The sequence below is a fragment of the Amycolatopsis sp. MJM2582 genome, from assembly GCF_000754115.1.
Lineage (GTDB): Bacteria > Actinomycetota > Actinomycetes > Mycobacteriales > Pseudonocardiaceae > Amycolatopsis > Amycolatopsis japonica.
Window position 1 is genome coordinate 290,195 of sequence record NZ_JPLW01000006.1, and the last position, 19,641, is coordinate 309,835.

General features: G+C 66.6%; 17 protein-coding genes. 11 read left to right on the plus strand and 6 right to left on the minus strand.

The features are described 5' to 3' along the window. The first annotated feature begins 30 nt into the window (after nucleotides 1-30). The 4 genes from ED92_RS32630 (at nucleotide 31) to ED92_RS41485 (ending at nucleotide 7,493) form a co-directional block, all read left to right on the plus strand. Nucleotides 31-966 carry a glycoside hydrolase family 43 protein gene (locus ED92_RS32630; RefSeq protein WP_037345053.1) on the plus strand — a complete coding sequence of 312 codons (936 nt, stop codon included), beginning with the start codon at nucleotides 31-33 and terminating at the stop codon, nucleotides 964-966. Between the two features lie 62 nt (nucleotides 967-1,028). Further along, nucleotides 1,029-1,262, plus strand: a complete 234-nt coding sequence (locus tag ED92_RS32635; RefSeq protein WP_037345055.1) for a DUF6480 family protein — start codon at nucleotides 1,029-1,031, stop codon at nucleotides 1,260-1,262. Between the two features lie 439 nt (nucleotides 1,263-1,701). After that, the gene (locus ED92_RS32640) at nucleotides 1,702-6,558 is read left to right on the plus strand and encodes a caspase family protein (protein ID WP_081975974.1); all 4,857 of its coding nucleotides are present in this window, start codon (nucleotides 1,702-1,704) and stop codon (nucleotides 6,556-6,558) included. Nucleotides 6,559-6,899: 341 nt separating this feature from the next. Continuing rightward, nucleotides 6,900-7,493: a hypothetical protein gene (locus ED92_RS41485; RefSeq protein WP_152611075.1), complete on the plus strand. Its 594-nt coding sequence runs from the start codon at nucleotides 6,900-6,902 to the stop codon at nucleotides 7,491-7,493. A gap of 163 nt (nucleotides 7,494-7,656) precedes the next feature. Here ED92_RS41485 and ED92_RS32650 read toward each other — a convergent pair whose 3' ends face one another. Both ED92_RS32650 and ED92_RS32655 read right to left on the minus strand, forming a co-directional pair. Next, nucleotides 7,657-8,715 carry a M20 family metallopeptidase gene (locus tag ED92_RS32650; protein WP_037345057.1) on the minus strand — a complete coding sequence of 353 codons (1,059 nt, stop codon included), beginning with the start codon at nucleotides 8,713-8,715 and terminating at the stop codon, nucleotides 7,657-7,659. Further along, a complete protein-coding gene (locus ED92_RS32655; RefSeq protein ID WP_037345058.1) occupies nucleotides 8,712-9,701 on the minus strand; it encodes a LacI family DNA-binding transcriptional regulator in 990 nt (329 codons plus the stop codon). Before ED92_RS32655 ends, ED92_RS32650 begins: the two co-directional genes overlap by 4 nt. 111 nt (nucleotides 9,702-9,812) lie before the next feature. Between ED92_RS32655 and ED92_RS32660 the strand changes: the two genes are divergently transcribed. The 7 genes from ED92_RS32660 to ED92_RS32690 all read left to right on the plus strand — a co-directional run bounded on the left by ED92_RS32660 (nucleotide 9,813) and on the right by ED92_RS32690 (nucleotide 16,075). After that, on the plus strand, nucleotides 9,813-10,565 hold the full coding sequence (locus ED92_RS32660; RefSeq protein ID WP_037345059.1) for a glutamine amidotransferase: 753 nt from the start codon (nucleotides 9,813-9,815) through the stop codon (nucleotides 10,563-10,565). A gap of 31 nt (nucleotides 10,566-10,596) precedes the next feature. Continuing rightward, a complete protein-coding gene (locus ED92_RS32665; RefSeq protein WP_037345060.1) occupies nucleotides 10,597-11,592 on the plus strand; it encodes a DMT family transporter in 996 nt (331 codons plus the stop codon). After that, nucleotides 11,585-12,619, plus strand: coding sequence for a phosphotriesterase (locus tag ED92_RS32670; RefSeq protein ID WP_037345062.1), 1,035 nt, complete (start codon nucleotides 11,585-11,587; stop codon nucleotides 12,617-12,619). The genes ED92_RS32665 and ED92_RS32670 overlap by 8 nt, the downstream gene beginning before the upstream one ends. Then, the gene (locus ED92_RS32675; RefSeq protein WP_235213417.1) at nucleotides 12,616-13,563 is read left to right on the plus strand and encodes a ribokinase; all 948 of its coding nucleotides are present in this window, start codon (nucleotides 12,616-12,618) and stop codon (nucleotides 13,561-13,563) included. Before ED92_RS32670 ends, ED92_RS32675 begins: the two co-directional genes overlap by 4 nt. Before the next feature lie 323 nt (nucleotides 13,564-13,886). Beyond that, complete coding sequence (locus tag ED92_RS32680; RefSeq protein WP_037345064.1) at nucleotides 13,887-14,198, plus strand: hypothetical protein; 312 nt, start codon at nucleotides 13,887-13,889, stop codon at nucleotides 14,196-14,198. A gap of 14 nt (nucleotides 14,199-14,212) precedes the next feature. After that, complete coding sequence (locus ED92_RS32685; protein ID WP_037345752.1) at nucleotides 14,213-15,460, plus strand: nucleotide sugar dehydrogenase; 1,248 nt, start codon at nucleotides 14,213-14,215, stop codon at nucleotides 15,458-15,460. A 78-nt stretch (nucleotides 15,461-15,538) separates the two neighbouring features. Next, entirely contained in the window at nucleotides 15,539-16,075 is a 537-nt protein-coding gene (locus ED92_RS32690) for an EF-hand domain-containing protein (protein WP_037345065.1), read from the plus strand. A gap of 40 nt (nucleotides 16,076-16,115) precedes the next feature. Here the strand turns inward: ED92_RS32690 and ED92_RS32695 are convergent, their stop codons facing one another. From ED92_RS32695 to ED92_RS32710, 4 genes are read right to left on the minus strand one after another with little or no spacing between them, the layout of a single operon-like run. Beyond that, nucleotides 16,116-16,517 carry a hypothetical protein gene (locus ED92_RS32695; RefSeq protein WP_037345066.1) on the minus strand — a complete coding sequence of 134 codons (402 nt, stop codon included), beginning with the start codon at nucleotides 16,515-16,517 and terminating at the stop codon, nucleotides 16,116-16,118. Next, nucleotides 16,450-17,394, minus strand: a complete 945-nt coding sequence (locus ED92_RS32700) for a Gfo/Idh/MocA family protein (protein ID WP_037345067.1) — start codon at nucleotides 17,392-17,394, stop codon at nucleotides 16,450-16,452. The genes ED92_RS32695 and ED92_RS32700 overlap by 68 nt, the downstream gene beginning before the upstream one ends. Beyond that, nucleotides 17,391-18,440 carry an Ldh family oxidoreductase gene (locus tag ED92_RS32705; RefSeq protein WP_037345069.1) on the minus strand — a complete coding sequence of 350 codons (1,050 nt, stop codon included), beginning with the start codon at nucleotides 18,438-18,440 and terminating at the stop codon, nucleotides 17,391-17,393. Before ED92_RS32705 ends, ED92_RS32700 begins: the two co-directional genes overlap by 4 nt. After that, nucleotides 18,437-19,630 carry a M20/M25/M40 family metallo-hydrolase gene (locus ED92_RS32710; RefSeq protein WP_369797452.1) on the minus strand — a complete coding sequence of 398 codons (1,194 nt, stop codon included), beginning with the start codon at nucleotides 19,628-19,630 and terminating at the stop codon, nucleotides 18,437-18,439. The genes ED92_RS32705 and ED92_RS32710 overlap by 4 nt, the downstream gene beginning before the upstream one ends. Nucleotides 19,631-19,641 lie beyond the last annotated feature (11 nt).

A 19,641-nucleotide genomic window follows, 5' to 3' on the forward strand; every position in this document is an offset into this window, starting at 1 on the left:
GACCGCGTCGTCCCGTCCACAGAATCGGTCATGAAGTTCCTGCGCCGGCTCGTGATCCTCGCCTTGGCCCTGACACTCGTCTCCTCGCCGCCCGCCTTCGCGATCGGCACGCCGAAGCTGCTCATCGGGCAGGATTTCCCGGACCCCGACATCGTCAAGACCGACTCCGGCTTCTTCGCCTTCTCCACGAGCACCGGTGCGGTGAAAGTGCCGTACGCACACGCCCCGGCGGCGGAGGGGCCCTGGCGGGTGGCCGGTGACGCTCTCGCGGCCGTGCCGAAGTGGGCGAAACCCGACGGCGGGTTCTGGGCTCCCGACGTGGCCCGCCTTTCCGACGGAACGTTCGTGCTCTACTTCTCCGCGGCGGTGGCTCCCGGAGGGGAGATGTGCATCGGCGTCGCGACCGCCGCGAAGGCCGAAGGGCCGTACACACCCGCCGGAGACGGGCCGCTGATCTGTGTCCCCGGCGACGGCGGTGACATCGACCCGCAGACCTTCGTGGACTCGGACGGCTCGCGATACTTGCTGTACAAGAGCGACGGCGCGGCGGTCGGGCCTCCGGCCGCGATCTGGTCCCAGAAACTGCGCGCCGACGGACGGACACCCGACGGCCCGCGGATCGAGCTCCTGCGCGCCGATCTCGCGTCGGAGAACGCGGTGGTCGAGGCACCGGCGGTGGTGAAAACGCCGAGCCGGTACCTGCTGTTCTACTCCGCCGACACGTTCCAGAGTTCCGGTTACCACACGGGATATGCCTCCGCGCCCTCGCTGAGCGGGCCGTTCGTGAAGGCGGGCACGCCGTTCCTGTCCACCGATCTGCTCGGTGGCAAGGTCGACGCGCCGGGAGGCGCCGACGTCGTCGACGGATACATCCACTTCCACGGCTGGCTCGGGGGCGGCCGCACCGCCCGCGGGATGTACCAGCTGCCCATCGGCTTCCCGGGCGATGTACCCCAACTTGGCTGACAGGGTTTCGTCGCCGTCGTTCGGGTATCCGAAGGGGAAGACCGACCGAAGGAGCACCGGCGATGACAGCCCAGCCGCCCGACCCGGAACCCGAGAAGACCCGCCGCGAACCAGGTGGTGGCGTCCGGCCGGGTGACACACCGCCCGACTCCGCTCAGACGTCCGGACTCTCGCATCCGCAACCGATGCCGTCCAAGGCGATGCCTGTGGCATGGCTGATCCTCATCGGTGTGATCGTCGTCTTGGCGAGCGGGTTCGTCGTGGCGTTGGCGCTGGGGTGGCTCAAGCTGGGCTGACCACGTCAAGAGCCGCTTCCGGCACCCTCACCACCGCGGAGCAAGTGATTCACCCGCGCAAGCCGACGTCGAACTCATCGACGCCTCACCATGGACCGTATTCAAACGGCAGTTCGAGTTCCTTTCCTCGGGCTCCGGCTTGTCAGGCTGGTGCAGGGAAGACCGGGATGCACATTCTATACGAATCACGTGATGGATCTCGCCCCGTCACAGCCCAGCGAGAAGGATTGGCTTTGCCAGGGCCATCGTCGAGATCGAAGCTCTGGCTGTCGATGTCAGCCCCCGTTGAACAAGTGCCAAACCCGAATGCTTCCCGGCGTGGTCTGCGTGGCGCCTGCCCGACATCCAGACCCCACGAAGCAGTCGCGCACTGTAACGAACCCTTCGCTGTCTCCGACGTTCGTATGTTCGTATGAGCGACCTAAGCTAGGAGACGGCCTTGGCGGATCGGCTCGCGCTTCTGATCGGTGTCCCTTCTTGTGATCACGATCTTTTTGAAGCGCTGCATGAGGTCGTGGCTGCCGACATCGGGCGTATGGCAGGTGTGCTGGCCCAGTCGAACTACGAGGTTCAGCACTGCGGCGTCGGTGACAAATTAGGCCGAGAACCCACCGGAAACCGGATCCGTTCAGCCACGATGAGAGCCTTCCGGGACATCTCCCCTGGCGGTACTCTGCTGCTTTACTTCTCCGGACACGGTGTCACGATCGACGGCAAGGGCTATCTGGTTCCTCAAGATGCCTACGCCGGATCCGAAGGGCCAGATCCGGAAAGCCTGGTCTCGCTGATTCCCAGCCGTCTCGGCGAATGCCGGGCTGGCCTAATCATCTTCGCCGTGGACGCCTGCCGCGACGATCGAGCCGGTTCACTGGATCGATTGCCTGGCGGTGGCGAGCTGCCGTATCCATCGGACGGCGCCTTCGTACTGTTCAACAGCTGCAGGCCCGGTGAGCGTAGTCAGCACGGCGACGACGGTAGCTACTTCACCCAAGCGCTTGCAGAAGTGCTGGACCGGCGTAACTCTGCCCGTACCGTGAACGAGGTATACGCCGAGGTCACGCGACGGATGACGCGCAAAGCGGCGAGAATCGAAGGATTGGAACAGACACCGGAGCTGGTTGTCGCGCACCGTTCCGATGGCGTCACGAAGCCCGGGGATTCTGTGATCTGCGCAGGTGATCAGGTAGGTGAAGCCTGGCGGCGAGTGATCGAGAACACCCCCTTGTGGAATCGCTGTGTCCAGGACGCCACTTCTGGGCAGGCACGAGAGGCGGTTCTTCGTGTCGTCGATCAATGCGCCAAACAATGGTTAGAAGCGCAGGAGTTCCTCACCGCCCGTGCCCAGATCGTCGATCCCTGGACGGCGCAGGACTATCCAGTTCGGGTACTAGCCGCCGTCGATCAATGCCTCCCGTGCGAGGCTCAGATGACTGCGGTCGAGCTGGCGGCGCTGATCTCGGCGCCGTTCCTCCGCGAGGCCGCGCTGAGTGCTGGCATTCGGCTCGCCGCGACCATCGCGCCCACTGATTTCACCCGAACCTTCCACGACGGTGCCAGAAGCGACCTCGAGACCACACACGCCATCTATGAGCACGTGTGCCGCCGCGCGGAAGGGCTGGCCCGCCGTAAGCGTACGGAGCCCAGGGACGCGCTGGGGATGTGGTTGGTCCACCAATGGCTCGCGGTCCGGCCCTCGTTGTCGGCCGAGCCGAGTGTCGATCAGCTATGCGGGCAGCTGGCGCGGGCGGCGACCGGATGGGGAACCGTGTCACTGACCGAGAACGAACTCTGCTCGACGATCCACACCCTCATCGAGTGTGTGGACGCCTCGGCGGACGACCAGCGCCTTGTTGAGCTCGTGCGGCAACGGCTGTTCGACCACCGCATGCGCGCCCTGGCTGCCGCGTTGTGGCTTGGTGGGGTGATGGCCGCCGATCCCCGGCGCGTATCGACCGTCGTGGTCGATCACCTGGGTATCGGTGCCGAGGTTCAGCTGTCCGCACTGCACGCGGCGACCGTCAACGCGCACTGGGAGCACAACGGCGCCGATCTCGAATTGCATGCGGTCTGTGAGCATCCCGCCTTGCACGCGGCGTTCACTGACCTCGCGCACCGCGCCGATGTAGTACTCAAGACCATCTCAGCCTTCGACCCGGCAGAGGAGCTGATCGGCCAGCTCCCTTCCAGGGCGAATTGCGCGGGGCTCCGGCCTGAGAATCAGGATGGGTTGCCGGTGTTCGACACCCCGCTGCTTCGCTTTCGACTTTCCGATGACAAGGTGCGCGAACTGCTGATGGGACGCCAACTCTACGGCGAGCCCGACCTGGCTATCCGCGAGCTTTACCAGAACGCGCTGGACGCATGCCGCTACCGGGATGTCCGACGGCGCTACCTGACCAGACGCGATCGCTCCATCGTGGAATGGTCGGGGCGAATCTCGTTCCGGCAGGGAACCGATGCCGAGGGGCGAGAATTCATCGAGTGTACTGACAATGGCGTCGGGATGAGTAAGGACACGATGATGAGCACGTTCGCCAACGCTGGCGAACGGTTCGTGTACCGGTCAGGGTTCCGCTCGGAACAGATGCGTTGGCAGGAACTCGATCCGCCACTGCGACTTATCCCTAACAGCCAGTTCGGCGTGGGAGTTTTCAGCTACTTCATGATCGCCGAGGAAATTCATATCACGACTCGCCCGGTTGGTGAAGACGACGTTGTCGGTTCTCAGGCATTCAGTGTTCGTATTGCCAGCAGTGGCAGCCTGTTTCAAATCACCCAATCAAACGAAATGCCCGCAGGTGGGACCCGGATTCGGCTGTACCTGACCGGCGAAGACTCGCTGTCGGTGCTACGCACCTTACGCCGTTTGCTCTGGATCGCCGAGTACACGGTCGATGTGGCCGAGGCAAACGGCCCACGCGAGACCTGGCAGCCTGAATTGCTGCGGTTTCCCGATGCCATCGTGGAACCGCTCAAACATGGCGACGACCTCTGGTGGGTGCCGGGAGAAGGCGGTTTCGCCGCAGATGGTGTCCGGACGAACGAGGAAAGCCACGGTCTCATCGTCAACCTACGTGGACCACATCGGCCGCAGTTCACCGTTGACCGCAACCGGTTGCGGAAATGGGACAAGAAATGGATCCGGCAGCAAATACTTGAATCGCTGCCGTCCCTGCAGGAGTGGGCTGGGTTGACCCTGCCCTGGCTATGGGACGTGTCGGACAAGACGCCAGCCATCGCAGAAGACATCTTCACCTATCTGCTCGCTCAGGGTCACGACGTTTCTGTACAGGGCGCATGGGGGCGGACCAGTGCACCCTTGAGTCAAGTCGGCTGCCTGCCGATCGATCGTGAACTGTTCACTGGCGAGATGATCCCGTGGAGCGGAACGGCGAGGAACCGGTGGATATCCGCTTGGCGAGTGGGTGCTTGGAAAGGGGGTCCTGCCTTCGCCGGCTCGGAGCACGTGGCCGAACCTGCGACTACTGCCGGCTTTCCGGTTGTAAGCCCTATGGACGCGAACGTGCTCGGAACGATCTACTCGTCCGGCCGTCTATATCGGACTACGGGTCAGTTTGGTCGGCCGTCGCTCGCTGAGATTCTCGAGGCTGCAGCGGACAGGGACGAGTCGCCCGCAGAACGGATCAAGCGACTCCGTCGCTATGCGATCACCGGGATCGATCTCTCCGCAGCACGTGGCATCCCTTCGATCGACTACCGGTTCATTGACAAGGACGAGGTCCTGCCGGAATCTACGGAAGAAAAGGCTCTGCTCGATGCGGTCGCTGCTCTCGTGCCAGCGGACGAGGGCGGCCCTGCGGTGTGCTGCAGTCTGGCGAAGGCGTCGGCTGACCTTCGTGTTCCGCTTGGAGAGGTGATTCGGCGAATAGCGGCCTTTATCCCGTCTGATCGGACTAGCATACTTGCTGACCGCCTCGGCGAGCTAGGTGACCATGTCTTCACTCGCGGCGAGGTGGAGTTGTTTACCGAGGACCTTTTCGTCTGGTCTCCATGGGTGAGTTCTACCATCTCCCCCGCTCACGTACTCCGGGCGAGCTCGAAGCTCGGCCAGCCGGTGGACTACGTGCTCAACTTGCTGGATCGTTTCGTTGCGCTCGGTTACCAGATTGCGGGCAGGCAGTCCTATCCGCAAGATCTAACTCTTATTGAGCAGGAAGCGCTGAGGTGTGCCGAGACACTGGGTTTCGAGCTCTCTTGGTTGCATCTCCTTCAGATTGCCAGTAAGACCGGTGAAACTGTCGAAAATGTACTCATTTGCCTGGAACGTCTTGCGGGCATTGGAATGATTAAGCTGCCAGCTATCAGCTCAGTCCCCGAATCGCTCACCGAGGACGAGCTTACTATCATCAATGATGAGCTGTATGAATTCGACTGGTATGCGCACCGTCGTGTGCTTTGTCCGGGATGGCTTGCCGTGCTCGAACTACTCCGCGGCGTAGGAGCTCGTGAGTTTCACGACTACGAGGGGCGGCTCCGTCGTCGTCGGCGTCTGCTCGATATCGTTGACCTTCGGCGGCCGGTTAGCATGCCGGAGATCATTCAGCTAGCATGGTTCCTCGACTACGATATAGCGAGGTCAGTCGAGTATTTCAGGAGTATCTACTTCGATACCGCCGATCTTGCTGCCCTTCCGTCGACTGCGTTCGAAGCAAAGGGCTTGGCTCCTCGACGAGAGGAATGTATCGCGCTGCTAGGTTCCAACTATTGGAGACTGGACAGGGAAGGTAAATTCGAGGTGGATTGGTCGCTGCATCCTGGCGACATAGTCCACGCGGCGGCAAGCGGGCGACAACCGGTCGAAGCTCTCCTCGAACGGCTGGAGCCATATCGTGCCCTTGGTGCTCCTCTTCCCAAGGTCGATTCGGCTGCCCGAAAGTCGCTGCCTGGAAGGCCCGCGGACCGGTATGACCTAGCAATGCTGACATCGGTGGACGACGTAGGGAGAACCTCTTACGTCGCCGCTGTGACGCCGCTATGGCTCGTGCAGACTGCGGGGCGTCTAGGCTGGACGCTGGCGGAGGCGCACAAGCGTTTCGCTGCGTTTGAGTCGATCGGCGTGTCTTGGACCTATGATCCGGCTGCGTGTTTCGCGGAGATCGTTTCCTGGCAGGACCTCCTTATCCTCACGGAGCATCTCGACGGTCAAGAGCCCGGGATTTCCGGCGTGGTCACTGACGAGCATGTCACCGCGAGTGCCCGCGAAATCGATGAGACCGAAGAGATGGTTCGTGACCGCTTGCATCGCTATGCACCACTGTTCGGATACGAACTCTGACGGAGGATTCCATTGACTGAAGCCACTCCGATCGAACACCACCGGTCGACCTCCTATCAGGTCAAGGACTATGCACTACAATCCGGATTCAGTATCGAACCCTTGGCTGAAGGGCGAGGAATATGCGTCGCCGGGATCTGTCCCGGGTGTGGCGGCCGAACGACAACGAACTGGTACTACGGCACAGGGAACGGCTATAAGGCGTTCCGGCGCAAAAAGGAACCGATGGCTGAGCCTGTCGATGGTCGGACGGTATGCTGCGACTGCGGCCATGGCCATGCGGACCGCCCGGTCGACGAGCCATTTCTGGGTTGCGGTGCCCACTGGCGGGTGAGAACCTCGTGAGCACTGAGCGGCTGTTGTGGGCGCGGCGCGCACAGGAACTTCGCTTCCATCAACTCGATGCAGTGCGTAAGCAGGCTGAATCCTGGCGGACTGGTCTGGCCAGTCTGACCGGCCTGTTCAGCGCTGTCCTGGTGATCAAGGGCCGCGACAACCTGACCAGTCTCTCTGCGCCTTTCGCTCAACTGGTGGCAGCCCTGTTCGCCCTGGCGCTCATCATGTTCGTCGTCGCTACCTTGTCGGCAGTCCGGGCGGCGTCGGGAGTGCCCGGTGACACGTGCTTGCTCGCCGGCGAGGATTTGGAAGCCTGGACCCGTAATGAGACGGCCGAAGCCAGTCGGAAGATCGTATTCGCCCGTCGGATCTCGCTAGTCGGAGTTTTCCTGGTTGCCACAACGACCGGGCTGGCTTGGTTTGCGCCGGCCCGGAGCGCTTCGGAACCCACCGTCGTTGTCGAGTCGATAAACGCGCGGTACTGCGGAGGCTTGGCCGGAGTGTCCGGTGGCTCGGTCATCGTCCATACACGCGACTCCTATCAGGTCATCCCATCGAACGCCGTCACTTCGATTCGCGTCAGTAAGTCCTGTCCGTGACGGTCGACGCGCTGGGTATCGAATATGGTCGACGTCACCTGCGCTGCGCCCCTCGCCATTCATCAATAAGCCTGAATCGCACATTGAAGCAGCGGCGCCGATGTCCGCCGGCGAGCGGATCAGGTCCAAAGCCCACATTGGACTATCGGCGTCAAGGAATGGCTCAGCGCGCGGCGGCCAAGACCAGCTCGAGATAGTCGCGCGAGGCCTGCAGCCACGACTCCAGATCCAGCTTCTCGTTCGCCGCGTGCATTTCCCCGGGATCGCCAGGGCCCCAGATCACGATCGGCGCGCCGCCCACCGACCCGGCCAAAGCCGAGGCGTCCGTGAAATAACTGGCCGCGGGCGCGGGCGTCTGGCCGGAGAGAAGCTCGGGCAGCCGCGCCGTCCGGACGGCGGGCAGGTCGAGATCCACCTCCGCGGTGATGGCCGGATCGAGCGCGGAAGCCCAAGCGATCGACGGCGCTCCACCGTCCACAGTGCGCACATCCAGCGTCAGAACCGCCGACGCGGGCACGATGTTCGTCGCCGTCCCGCCTTTGAAGGTGCCGACGTTGACGGTTTCCTCGCCCAGGTAGTCGTCGGCGGCCAACGGGAGGGAATCGAGCGCGCCGAGGGCCCGGTCGGCGAGCAGCCGGATCGCGTTGCGGCCCAGTTGTGGCGTGGAGCCGTGGGCCGCCTTCCCCTCCGCGGCGAGCCGCAGCCAGGTGGCGCCGCGGTGGCCGAGCGAGACCCGGTTCCGAGTCGCTTCCGGCACCACGACGATCCGCGGCGTCAGCTCCAGCGACGCCGAGGCCTCGGTCGCGCCCCGGCAGCCGATCTCTTCGTCGCTGGTGATGAGGACCTGCGCGTGCGCACCGGCTTCCGCTGCGTTGCGCAACGCGGCCAAGGCGGCGACCAGCCCGCCCTTCATGTCGACGCTGCCGCGGCCGTGCAGGTATTCGTCGTCGACTTCAGCGGAGAACGGGGCGCGGTCCCACAGCGCGGGGGAGCCGACGGGAACGGTGTCGATATGGCACACGAACAACGGCCCGTCGCCGGATCCGGTGCCGACCAGTACCCACGGCCGCCCGGCGGTGGAGCGTCGCAACACGCGTACGCCCGGAGTGGCGGTGGCGTACGAGACGGCCAGTTCCTGCGCGGCGGCCTGTGCGGCGCTGTCGCCGGAAGTGGTGTCCTGGCCCACCAGATCGCGCAGCAACGCGAGGGTTTCGTCGGTCATGCGGGGTACTCCTGAGTCGATTCGCGGACGACGAGCCGCATGGAGAGCACGTGGTCGGCCGGGTCGCGGCCGGCCGCGAGACGGGTGATCTCGTCGACCGCCTTGCGGGCCATCTGCTCCGTCGGCTGCGCGACGGTGGTCAGCCGCGGCGACGTCCATTCGCCGAGGGTGATCCCGTCACAGCCGATCACCGAAAGGTCTTCCGGCACCGAGACCCCGGCGCGGCGGGCCGCTTCGAGCAGACCGACCGCGGCGATGTCGCTGGCGGTGAACACGGCCGTCGGCGCCGCACCGGTCCGCGCCATATGCGCGAAGAAGTTCATGCCGAACGCCGAGCTGAACGCGCCGCGCACGATCATCGCTTCGTCCGCCTCGATCCCGTGCGATTTCAGCGCGGCCCGGTAGCCCGCCTCGCGCTGGTCGGCCGTGCGCAGCCCGGCGGGCCCGCCGACATGGGCGATCCGCCGGTGGCCCTGGGAGAGCAGGTGGGTGGTCGCCTGGTAGGCGCCGCCGAAACTGTTCGCGGTGACATGCGCGATCCGCGGACCGGCCGCTTCGACGTACTCGTCGAGGAAGACCACCGGGAAATCGCCTGCCAAGCGGCTCGTGAAGGCTTCGTTGGTGGTGTTCATCCCCAGGTAGATCAGCCCGCCCACGTCCGGCACCCGCATCAGGCGCTCGACGGCGGCGCGCTCCCGTGACGGCGAGGATCCGGTGAGCGCGGTGAGCATGTCGACGCCGTCCGTCGCGGCGGCGTCGACCACCGCGTCCGCCAGCGTGGAGAAGTACGGGTTGTCCAGCGACGGGACCACCAAACCAAGGCTGAGGCCGGTCACTTGTTTCCGTACGGGCGGATGCCCTTCGGCCGCCAGCGCGGCGTCGATGCGCCGGGCCGTCTCGGAGGCGACGTTGAGCTCCCCCTTGACGTACCTCGACACCGTCGACACGGCCACTCCGGCCTCTCGGGCCACCTTCGCCAGCGACATCCGGCTCCTCCCCGTTGAGCGTTGACGGCGACTGCGAACGCATCTTATATTGGCCGCGTTGCGCTACGTTGCGCAAATTACGCTAAGGCTTTTCGCTCGAAGGAGTCGTCGATGGTCAAGGTCCTGCTAGCCGGGGAGTCGTGGGTCAGTGCGACCATCGATCACAAGGGATACGACCCGTTCGCGCACACCCAGGTGGAGATCGGGTGCGAGCGGCTGCTGGCGGCGCTGGCGGCGGAAGGGGTCGAGGTGACTCACCTGCGTTCGCACGACGTGGCCGAGAAATTCCCGCAGACGCTGGAGGAACTCGACGCCTACGACGTCGTCCTGCTCTCCGACATCGGCTCCAACACGCTGCTGCTGCATCCGGACACGTTCACCCGCGGCCGTCCGACGCCCAACCGGCTCAAACTGCTGCGCGAGTGGGTCACGAACGGCGGCGGCCTGATGATGGCCGGCGGTTACCTGAGCTTCCAGGGCTTCGAGGGCAAGGCGAACTACCACCGGACGCCGATCGAGGAGATCCTCCCGGTCGACATCGACCCGTACGACGACCGCGTCGAGACGCCGGAGGGCGTGCGTGCCCAGGTCGTCCAGCCCGGGCACCCGGTGGTCTCCGGTCTCGACCAGGAGTGGCCGATCCTGCTGGGCTACCAGCACACCACGCTGAAGCCGGACGCGGAGCTGCTCGCCACCGTCGAGGGCGACGTCATGCTGGCCGCGCGCCGGGTCGGCCGCGGCCGCACCCTCGCGTTCACCTCGGACATCTCCCCGCACTGGGCTCCCGAGGAGTTCATGAGCTGGGACGGCTACGGCAAGCTCTTCGCGCAGGCGACGACCTGGCTCGCCGGTCGCGAAAACTGAGCCGCGCGCACTCGGGATCAAGGAGGATTCGATGAGTACGTCACCCACCGGCCGCGCGGCTTCGGTCGTCGTCTTGACGATCGCGACCGTCTTCGCCGGAATGCTCGGCCCGTTGCAGTCGCTCGTCAACGGACACCTCGGTACCGCGCTCGCCGACGGGCACGCCGCCGCGCTGGTGTCCTTCGGCACCGGCCTGGTGCTGATGCTGATCATCGTGCTGGCGCGCACCCGGACGCGCGACGCGTTCTTCCGGCTGCCCGGTCAGCTGGTGCGCGGGGAGATCCCGCGATGGAACTTCTTCGCCGGTCTGTGCGGCGCGGTGATCGTGCTCTCCGAGGGGGTCACGGTCGGTTTCCTCGGGGTGGCGATCTTCCAGACCTCGCTGATCTCCGGCATGGTCATCTCCGGCGTGGTGTGCGACCGCCTCGGCATCGGCGTGCCGTTCAAGCAGGCGATGAGCGCGCCGCGCGTGGCGGGGGCGATGCTCGCCATCTGCGCCACCGTGCTGGTGGTGTCCCCGAACTGGTCGGCCCCGCACATGATCGCGCTGGCGATCATGCCGTTCGTCGGTGGCCTGCTCGCCGGCTGGCAGCCCGCCGGCAACTCCGAGGTCGGCCTGCTGTCCGGTTCGATGTTCGTTTCCATCACCTGGAACTTCCTCATCGGCTTCGTGGCACTCGGTCTCGTGTACGTGGTGCGGATGGCGGTCTCGGGCGCGCACTTCGCGTTGCCGGGCACCTGGTGGATGTACTTCGGCGGGCCTCTCGGCCTCCTGTCGATCGCGTTGATGGCCTTGCTGGTGCGCGGTCTCGGGCTTTTGCTGCTGGGGCTGGCCTCCACGGCCGGTCAACTCATCGGCTCGCTGCTGCTCGAACTCGTCGCCCCCGCGGCGGGGTCCAGCCTCCACCTGGTCACCGTCATCGGCGCGTTCGTGGCCTTGGCGGCCGCGGCGATCGCGATGATCCCGTCCCGGCACACGGCCGAACCGGCGGTCCTCGCCCAGCCCGCCGAGGTGCGCCGTGGCTGAGGTGCGCGGCGTTCTCGGACCGGTCGACGCGGCGGTGCTCGGGCTGGTGTTGCCACACGAGCACCTCTTCAACGACCTGTCCTCCGCGGTCGCCGAACCCTCGTACACCTCCACGCGGCCACTCGCCGAGGCGGAAGTGGGGCCAGGATGGCAGTTCCTGCTCCGCCAGGATCCCTACTGCTGCGCCGACAACGTGGCGGCGAAGGACCGGGCGAGCGTCGTGCGCGAGGTGACCGCCTTCGCCGCGGCGGGCGGCGGCACGCTGGTCGACGCGACGGGCAGCGCCGCGATCGGCCGGGATCCGCTCGCCCTGGCGGCGGTGGCCGAGGCCACCGGGGTCACCATCGTCATGGGCACCGGTGCGTACCTGGAGAAGTTCGAGGGGGAGCGCATCACCGCGGTCACCGTCGACGCACAGACCGAGCGCATCCTCGCCGAGCTGGACGAGGGAGTCGGCGAGACGGGGATCCGGGCCGGTGTCATCGGCGAGGTCGGTGTTTCGCCGTTCTTCACCGACGGGGAGCGGGCTTCCCTGCGGGCGGCGGCGCTCGCGCAGGCGGAGCGGCCCTCCGTGGGGCTGAACATCCACATGCCGGGCTGGCAGCGCCGCGGGCACGAGGTGCTCGACCTCGTACTGGAGGAATGCGGTGCGCTGCCGGGCAAAGTCGCGCTGGCGCACAGTGATCCGTCCGGTGAGGACCCGGGATATCAACGCGAGCTGCTCGAACGCGGTGTGCTGCTGGAGTTCGACATGATCGGCCTCGACATCTCGTTTCCCGGCGAGGGTGTCGCCCCGACGGTTTCCCAGACCGCTCGCGCCGTGGCGAGGTGGGTGCACGAGGGCTTCGGTGACCAGATCATGCTCTCGCACGACCTGTTCTTGAAGCAGATGTGGACGCACAACGGCGGGAACGGGCTCGTGTTCGTGCCGACGATCTTCGCCGACCTGCTCGAAGCCGAAGGCGTGCCTGCCGAAGCCGTGGCCCGGCTGATGCGAGACGTCCCGGCCCGATGGCTGACCGCATGACCCGCGCGATCGCGGTGGTCGCGTCGCTCAACGTCGATCACATCGTCCACGCGCCGCGTATCCCGGAGCCGGGGGAGACCCTGATGGGCTTTTCGGCGAGCCGGGAGCTGGGCGGGAAGGGCGGCAACCAAGCGGTCGCCGCCGCCCGGCTCGGCGCGGAAGTGGCCGTGATCGGCTGTGTCGGCCAGGACGAAGACGGCGACGAATACCTGGCAGCCCTGCTCGCCGAGGGCGCCGACGTGACCCACGTCCGCAGATCCGCGCTCCCTACCGGGCGGGCGGCGATCACCGTCGACGCTGAGGGCGTCAACTCGATCGTCGTCGTGTCCGGGGCGAACGCCGACATCCCGGCGGCCGCGGCCGAAGCGGCGATCGATGAACTGCCGGGGCTTCGCGTCGTCGCGGGCCAGCTGGAGGCGGCGGCCGAAGCGACGGAACGCGCTTTCGCGGCCGCTCGCTCACGTGGCGTGCTGACCGTGCTCAACACCGCGCCCGCCGCGGACGTGGCCGGGAAACTGCTGCCGCTCAGCGACGTGGTGGTGGCGAACGAAATCGAGTTCCGGCAGCTCACTGGTCAGGATCCCTTCGACGCCAACGGTTTGCGGCGCGGTGGCGCCGAACTGATCGCCGCGGGATGCCGGTGGGTGATCGTGACGCTGGGCGCCGCGGGCTGTGCCGTCCTCGACGCGTCGTCGTCCACGCACGTCCCGGCCGTCGCGGTACGGGCGGTGGACACCACCGCCGCGGGCGATTCGTTCGTCGGAGCGCTCGCCGCCCGGCTCGCGGGAATCCCCGGTGAGCCGGCGACCGCGGACGTGGTGACCGCTTGCGGTTTCGCGGCGAAAGTGGCCGCTGTCGTCGTGACGCGGCACGGAGCGCATCCTTCTCTGCCGACTTCGGCCGAGGTCGGCGAAAGTGGCGTTTCGGATTCTCTTCAGGGGTAAGGCCGCTGACGTCGCGAAAGCCACTTTCGAGACATCAGACGTCGCGAAAGTGGCTTTCGCGACACGTCACGTTTGACATACCCCGTCAATGAGCGCGAGGCGGAGTAGTCCCCGTTCGTCCGGACGACCACCCGCGCCACTCCTTCATGTGAACCGCCCCTTCTCGAACATCACGCAGGGAGCGCTTGACGCCACCATCCGGATGACCCTGTCCGAGCCGCCGCAACCTGCGCGCGTGAAGATCCGCCGTGAGTAAAAGTTTGACACGGAGTGACTGTTAGCGTGCGGAGAGAAGTCGTGATCTTGGATGTGGGAGGCATGCGATGAACCGTCTTGTCGCCGCGGTGTCGAGCGCGGCATCCGTGGGAGCACTGCTGATCGTGCCGAGTCCGCCCGCACAGGCGGCAGCGGGCGAGGTGGTGGTCTTTTCCACCGAATTCCAGCGCCTGGACACCTACCGGAACCCCGAGGGCTGTAACAAACTTCCTATCGCCGCACACGTTCTGCTCAATCAGAGCTCGTCGGAAGTGGTCGTCCACGCGGATCCGTTCTGCCTGACACCGGGCGTTCCGGTCGAGCCAGGGTTCGGCTCGCATGTGCCGGCGGGCAGCGGCGCCTTCTCGGTCAACCGTTGACCGAGAAGAACCACGTGTCTGTCGACGTCGTCGTGGTGGGAGTCGGCTACGTCGGGCTACCGCTGGCGGAAGCCGTTGCCGGGGCGGGGTTGTCGGTGATCGGATACGACACCTCGCCCCGTGTGGCCGCCGAGATCGCCGCGGGCAGGCCACATGTGCCCGATGTGTCCGCGAGCCGGTTGCGGGCCATGCGCGCCAACGGCTTCACGGTGACGACCGACCCCGACGTCCTCGGTGGCGCCGAGACGATCGTGCTGTGCGTGCCGACCGGGTTGACCACGGCGGGCGGACCGGATCTGGCCGCCGTGCGCCGCGCGGTGGAGACGGTCGCCGAACGCCTGTCGCCGGGCATGATGGTGATCATCGAGTCGACGAGTTTTCCCGGTACCACCGACGAGATCGTCCGGCCGATCCTCGAAAAACGCGGTCTCACAGCGGGAACCGACTTCTCGCTCGCGTACTCACCCGAGCGGGTCGACCCAGGGAACAGACGGTTCGGCATCGGGAACACGCCGAAGGTGATCAGCGGGCACACCCCGTCCTGCGCGAAACGTTGTGCGGAGTTCTACGAGCGTTTCGTCGACACGGTGGTGATCGCGCGGGGCACCAGGGAAGCGGAGATGGCCAAGCTGCTGGAGAACACCTACCGGTACGTGAACATCGCACTGGTCAACGAGATCGCCATCTTCTGTGACCAGATCGGCGTCGACGTCTGGGACGTGATGCATTGCGCGGCGACCAAACCGTTCGGTTTCACGCCGTTCGCGCCGGGGCCGGGCGTCGGCGGCCATTGCATCCCGGTCGATCCCAAGTACCTGCTGGACAAGGCCGAGCGGGAAGGCGCACTGCTCGGTGTGGTGCACGCCGCCCGGCTCGTGGACGACCGGATGCCGGAGCACGTGGTCGACCGCGTGACCAGGTTGCTCGCCGAACACGGAAAGCCGTTGCGAGACGCGAAAGTGCTGCTGCTCGGTGTCTCGTACAAGGCCGACGTGCCGGACACCCGCGAGTCCGCCGCCATCCGGATCGCCCTTCGCTTGCGAGCGCTCGGGGCGGAGTTGTCCTACCACGATCCGGTGGCGGAGACCGTGCCCGAACTGGGCCCGCCGGTGGCCGATCTCGACGCGACGCTGCGCACCGCGGACGTCGCCGTCCTGCTGGTGGCACATCGCGCCTACGACCACGGCCGCCTGGCCTCGACGGCCAGGTTGCTGTTCGACGTGACGGGACGGGTTCCCGGGAAGGAGGTCGTCCGGCTCTGAACGTTCTGCCTGGTCGAGAGCAGGGCAGGCACGCGTATCGCAATTCTTCCGATCTTTCGCGAAAAGGAGAGTGCACGAATGACCACGGCGATCAAGAACGACCGGCTCCAGAAGCGTTTCCAGAAGTGGGACGTCAACGGCAACGGCAGGATCGAGAAATCCGACTTCGAGGCCGAGGCCACGAGGATCATCGGTGCGTTCGGCGAGGATCCGACCTCACCACAGGCGCGAGCGGTGAAGGACTCGTTCGTGACGATGTTCGAGTTCCTGGCCGACAAGGCGGGTGTCGGCCCGAACGGCTCGTTGAACGAGCGGCAGTTCACCGAGGTGATCGAAGCGCAGATCTTCCAGGAAGGCGACGCGGGATTCGCCAGGGTGGTCCGCCCGACCATTTCGGCGATCGTCGGCCTGTGCGACACCGACGGCGACGGCGAGGTCGACCAGCGGGAGTTCGCCAAGTGGCTGGAGGCCATCGGGGTCGAAGCCTCGGCCGTGGCCCCGGCGTTCCGGGCCATCGACGTGAATGGCAACGGGAAGCTGACCGTCGACGAACTCGTGCACGCGGTACGCGATTACCACCTCGGCAAGAGCGACGTGCCGCTGCTGGGCAAGTGACCGCGCGGTGGTGAGTGGCCCACCCGCGCCGGGGAGCCACTCACCACCGCCCCCGGAAGCAGACCTCCCGCTCCGGCTTCAACCCGATCCCTTCGCCGGTGACCGGCAGCGCGGTGTGGATGAGGATGTTGTAGTGGTTGGGGAAATGGCAGCCGTCGAAGCCGAGCACAGTGCCGACGAGCTCGCCACCGATCCACACTTCGTCGCCTCTGTCGATCACGCCGGCACGGTCGATCTCGGCGAACCCGAGGAAGCCGACGTGGTCGATGCGGGCGCCCGGCTCCGTGTCGTCGTGGCTGGTCGTCACGAGTTCGTGGACCTCACCGGCGCGGACGCACCGGCTGGCGAAGGGTTCGAGACTCATGCCCCGGTCGTCACGCCGATGTACCAGCACCTTCACCACCGTGCCGACGATCTCCCGCTTCGGCCCGTCTTCCCGCATCGTTCTCCCTCCGGTAACAATCATCCACTATGGACAGTGCAGCCAGGCCGTTGTCGCGCCAGGACCCGCCCTTGCGTACCGCTTCCTCGAACTCGCGCAGCAACCCGTCGTATTCGTGCCACAGCGATCCCTTGAACTCCGGGTAGCCGTCGAGCAGGTCGGCACGCAGGATCGTGCCGTCCGTCAGCCGGACCTCGACGTCCTTGACCTCTCCGGGAAACGACCAGTCGAGTTCGACGACCGCGCCTTCGAGTATCAGCGTGGCCCGCCGGTCGATGCCGTCGGCGTCTCGGCTGATCCGGGCGTCTCGCAACTTCAGCGTGCCGAGGAAAAACTGGACGAGGTCGAGGGCGTTCGGTCCGTTGTCCGCCACGCATCCGCCGCCGCATCGTGTCGCGTCGAGGTACCAGCGATCACCGCCGACGTGCTCTTCGATCCGTTCCAGGTAGCGCACGGTCAGGGAGGCGATCGGCGGCCCGCCCGCGATCCTCTCGCGTAACGCGCGCACGTTGCGGTTGTACCGCCGGTGGAAAGCCGTGAACAGGGCGACATCCCGCCGCGCCGCTCTTTCCACGAGGTCCTCGCCGTCGCGGATACTCGTGGCGATCGGCTTTTCCACGCATACGGGCAGACCCGCGTCCAGCACGTCCCGGCACACGGTGGCGTGGACGTCGTTCGGCGCCGTGACGATCACCGCGTCGAGCCCTCCGGCGGCGAGCATCTCCCGATGGTCGCCGTAACCGAGCACGGGGATTTTCGCGAGTACCGCCGGATCGAGATCGCAGACCGCCGCGAGGGTGAAAGCCGGCGACCTTTCCACCGCGGAAAGGTAGAACCGCGAGATGACACCGAGCCCCACGACACCGACGCGGATCACCTCGCCATCCTCTCCGCCGCGGTGCGCAGTTCCCGGTAGACCGCGTCGGCCACCGGCACGCCGTGCTGACGGTGGCGGGCCGCGCGCTCGCCCTCGTGCCAGCCGGGATAGACGACCGGGACCGCGGGATCGCGGGCGGGCCACTCCCGCACCGCGGTGAAGAGCGCGGACGCGTCGGCGGCGAATCCGGTGCGCAGGACGTCCGGAGCGATCGCGAGCGCGAGTACCCCGATGTCGTCGTCGCGGTTCCCGTCGGCCGACGTCGCGCCGAGCATGGCGCCGGGCACCAAGGCGCCGAGCACCTCGACGAGCAGGCCGAGCCCGAATCCCTTGTAGGCGCCCGTTTCGGGACCACCGCCCAGCCATTGCAGATGAGCCTCGCCCCGGTCGAACGCGGCGGGATCGGTCACCGGTGCGCCGTCGTCATCGGCGAGCCAGCCCGGCGGGATCTCCCTGCCTTCCCGCGCCGCGGCACGGATCCGGCCGGTCGGCACCACGGTGGTGCTCATGTCGAGGACGAACGGATGCGCCCCGCCGGCGGGACAGGCCAGCGCGAGCGGGTTCGTGCCGAGCATCGCGGCCGTGCCGCCGGGTGGCGGGGCGATACGCTGCCCGCCGCAGTTCGAAGCGACGAGGCCGATCATGCCGTGCGTGACGGCCCGCGCGGCGTGGTGCCCGGCGCAGCCGATGTGCGTCGCCCCGCGCAGCGAGACCATGCCGATACCGTGCCGGGAAGCCCTGGCACACGCCAATTCCATCGCCTGCGAAGCCGACCACAACCCGAGTGTGCGACGGGCGTCGGCGAGGACGCAGGCGCCGAGATCGGTCTCGACGGTCATGTCCGCCTTCGGCTCGGCGCGCCCTTGATCGAGCAGAGGCAGGTACAGCCTGGTCAGGTTCACGAGGCCGTGCGAGGTCACCCCGGTCAGGTCGCCGTGGCACAACGCGGTCGCGGCGATCGCCGCCCGGTCCTCGGGCATCCCGCGGTCGACGAAGACCCCGACCACCAAGGAAAGAAGAACGGGATAGGGCACCAGCACGGTCATGCTCCTCCCTCGCGGGCGAACCGCACGACGATCTCGCGGACGAGATCGCCGAACCGGTCGAGTTCTTCGACATCGGCGTACTCCCCGCGCGAGTGCGCGTTGTTCGCTCCCAAGGAACCGGGACCGAGAACCGCCGTCTTCGTGCCGGGAACTCCCGTGAGCCACAAGGCGTCACACGTGAACGCGGGCTCGTCGTCCGGCCACCGGGGAACGAACGCGTCCAGCAGCGGGATGTCCTGCGCCGGTAGCGCGGGCAGGTCGCGTTTCAGCCAGCGCAGGCCGGTGATCCTCGCCGCGTCCGTCGCGGTGCGGGCGAACGCGAGGGACCGCCGGAACCGATCCTCGAACGCGGCGATGCCGCTCCTGAGTCCGTCCTCCAGCGCCGAGATCATCTTCGCCGCCGCTTCCCCCGAGTCGTAGGGAATGTTGAGCAGAAGTTCGCCGCTGCCGTACACCCGGTTGTGCATTCGGCCCGTGTGCAGGCCCGCGACGCAGACCTGACCGTGTTTCGGGAGGTCGTCCGCGAGGTGCTGGGCGAGGAACCCGAGGAGGACCGTCGCGTTGTGTCCTCGATGTGGCTCGTCGTCGATGGCGTCTTCACCGTCCACGCTCACGCACGCGGTCATCGACGCCGAGCACCGGGGGAGGTACCGCAGTCCGGTCGGCTCGCAGAAGATGTTGAGCTCGCCGTGGAATCCGGCTTCGACGAGCGGCCGTGTCCCGAAGCTGCCCATCGCCCCACCCTCCTCGCCGGAGACCGCCTGGATGAGCACACCGATGCTCCGGCCGACCGCCGGTTCCGCCGCCAAGGCGGACCGGACACCGGCCAGCAGGGCCACCGCCGGCCCCTTGGCGTCGATCGCGCCGCGGCCGACGAATCTGGTCCCGTCGAAACCCGCCGGTTCGAACGGGGCCACCGTGTCGAGGTGCACGTTGAACATGACGGCGGGAGCGGCGGGGCCGATCCGCAGCACGAGACTCGGCTGGCAGGTGAGGAACTCGGGCGCGGTGTCGCGGAGCAGGAGGGGAACACCCGGACGGTCCAGCACCGACGGGTCCGGGGCGGCGAACCGCAGGACATCGAAACCGATGTCGACGGCCGCGTCGGCGTAGGCGCGCATCACGTCCCACAGGCGGACTTCACCCGTCGTTTCGAGTGGCCCGGCCGTCGGGAGGTCGAGCAGCTTCATGAGCAGGTTTC

Bases quoted from the DNA above. Each gene is read 5' to 3' on its own strand.
- ED92_RS32630 (WP_037345053.1), top strand. From the start codon at position 31: ATGAAGTTCCTGCGCCGGCTCGTGATCCTCGCCTTGGCCCTGACACTC.
- ED92_RS32635 (WP_037345055.1), top strand. From the start codon at position 1,029: ATGACAGCCCAGCCGCCCGACCCGGAACCCGAGAAGACCCGCCGCGAA.
- ED92_RS32650 (WP_037345057.1), bottom strand. From the start codon at position 8,715: ATGACCGACGAAACCCTCGCGTTGCTGCGCGATCTGGTGGGCCAGGAC.
- ED92_RS32655 (WP_037345058.1), bottom strand. From the start codon at position 9,701: ATGTCGCTGGCGAAGGTGGCCCGAGAGGCCGGAGTGGCCGTGTCGACG.
- ED92_RS32660 (WP_037345059.1), top strand. From the start codon at position 9,813: ATGGTCAAGGTCCTGCTAGCCGGGGAGTCGTGGGTCAGTGCGACCATC.
- ED92_RS32665 (WP_037345060.1), top strand. From the start codon at position 10,597: ATGAGTACGTCACCCACCGGCCGCGCGGCTTCGGTCGTCGTCTTGACG.
- ED92_RS32675 (WP_235213417.1), top strand. From the start codon at position 12,616: ATGACCCGCGCGATCGCGGTGGTCGCGTCGCTCAACGTCGATCACATC.
- ED92_RS32680 (WP_037345064.1), top strand. From the start codon at position 13,887: ATGAACCGTCTTGTCGCCGCGGTGTCGAGCGCGGCATCCGTGGGAGCA.
- ED92_RS32690 (WP_037345065.1), top strand. From the start codon at position 15,539: ATGACCACGGCGATCAAGAACGACCGGCTCCAGAAGCGTTTCCAGAAG.
- ED92_RS32695 (WP_037345066.1), bottom strand. From the start codon at position 16,517: ATGCGGGAAGACGGGCCGAAGCGGGAGATCGTCGGCACGGTGGTGAAG.
- ED92_RS32705 (WP_037345069.1), bottom strand. From the start codon at position 18,440: ATGACCGTGCTGGTGCCCTATCCCGTTCTTCTTTCCTTGGTGGTCGGG.
- ED92_RS32710 (WP_369797452.1), bottom strand. From the start codon at position 19,630: ATGAAGCTGCTCGACCTCCCGACGGCCGGGCCACTCGAAACGACGGGT.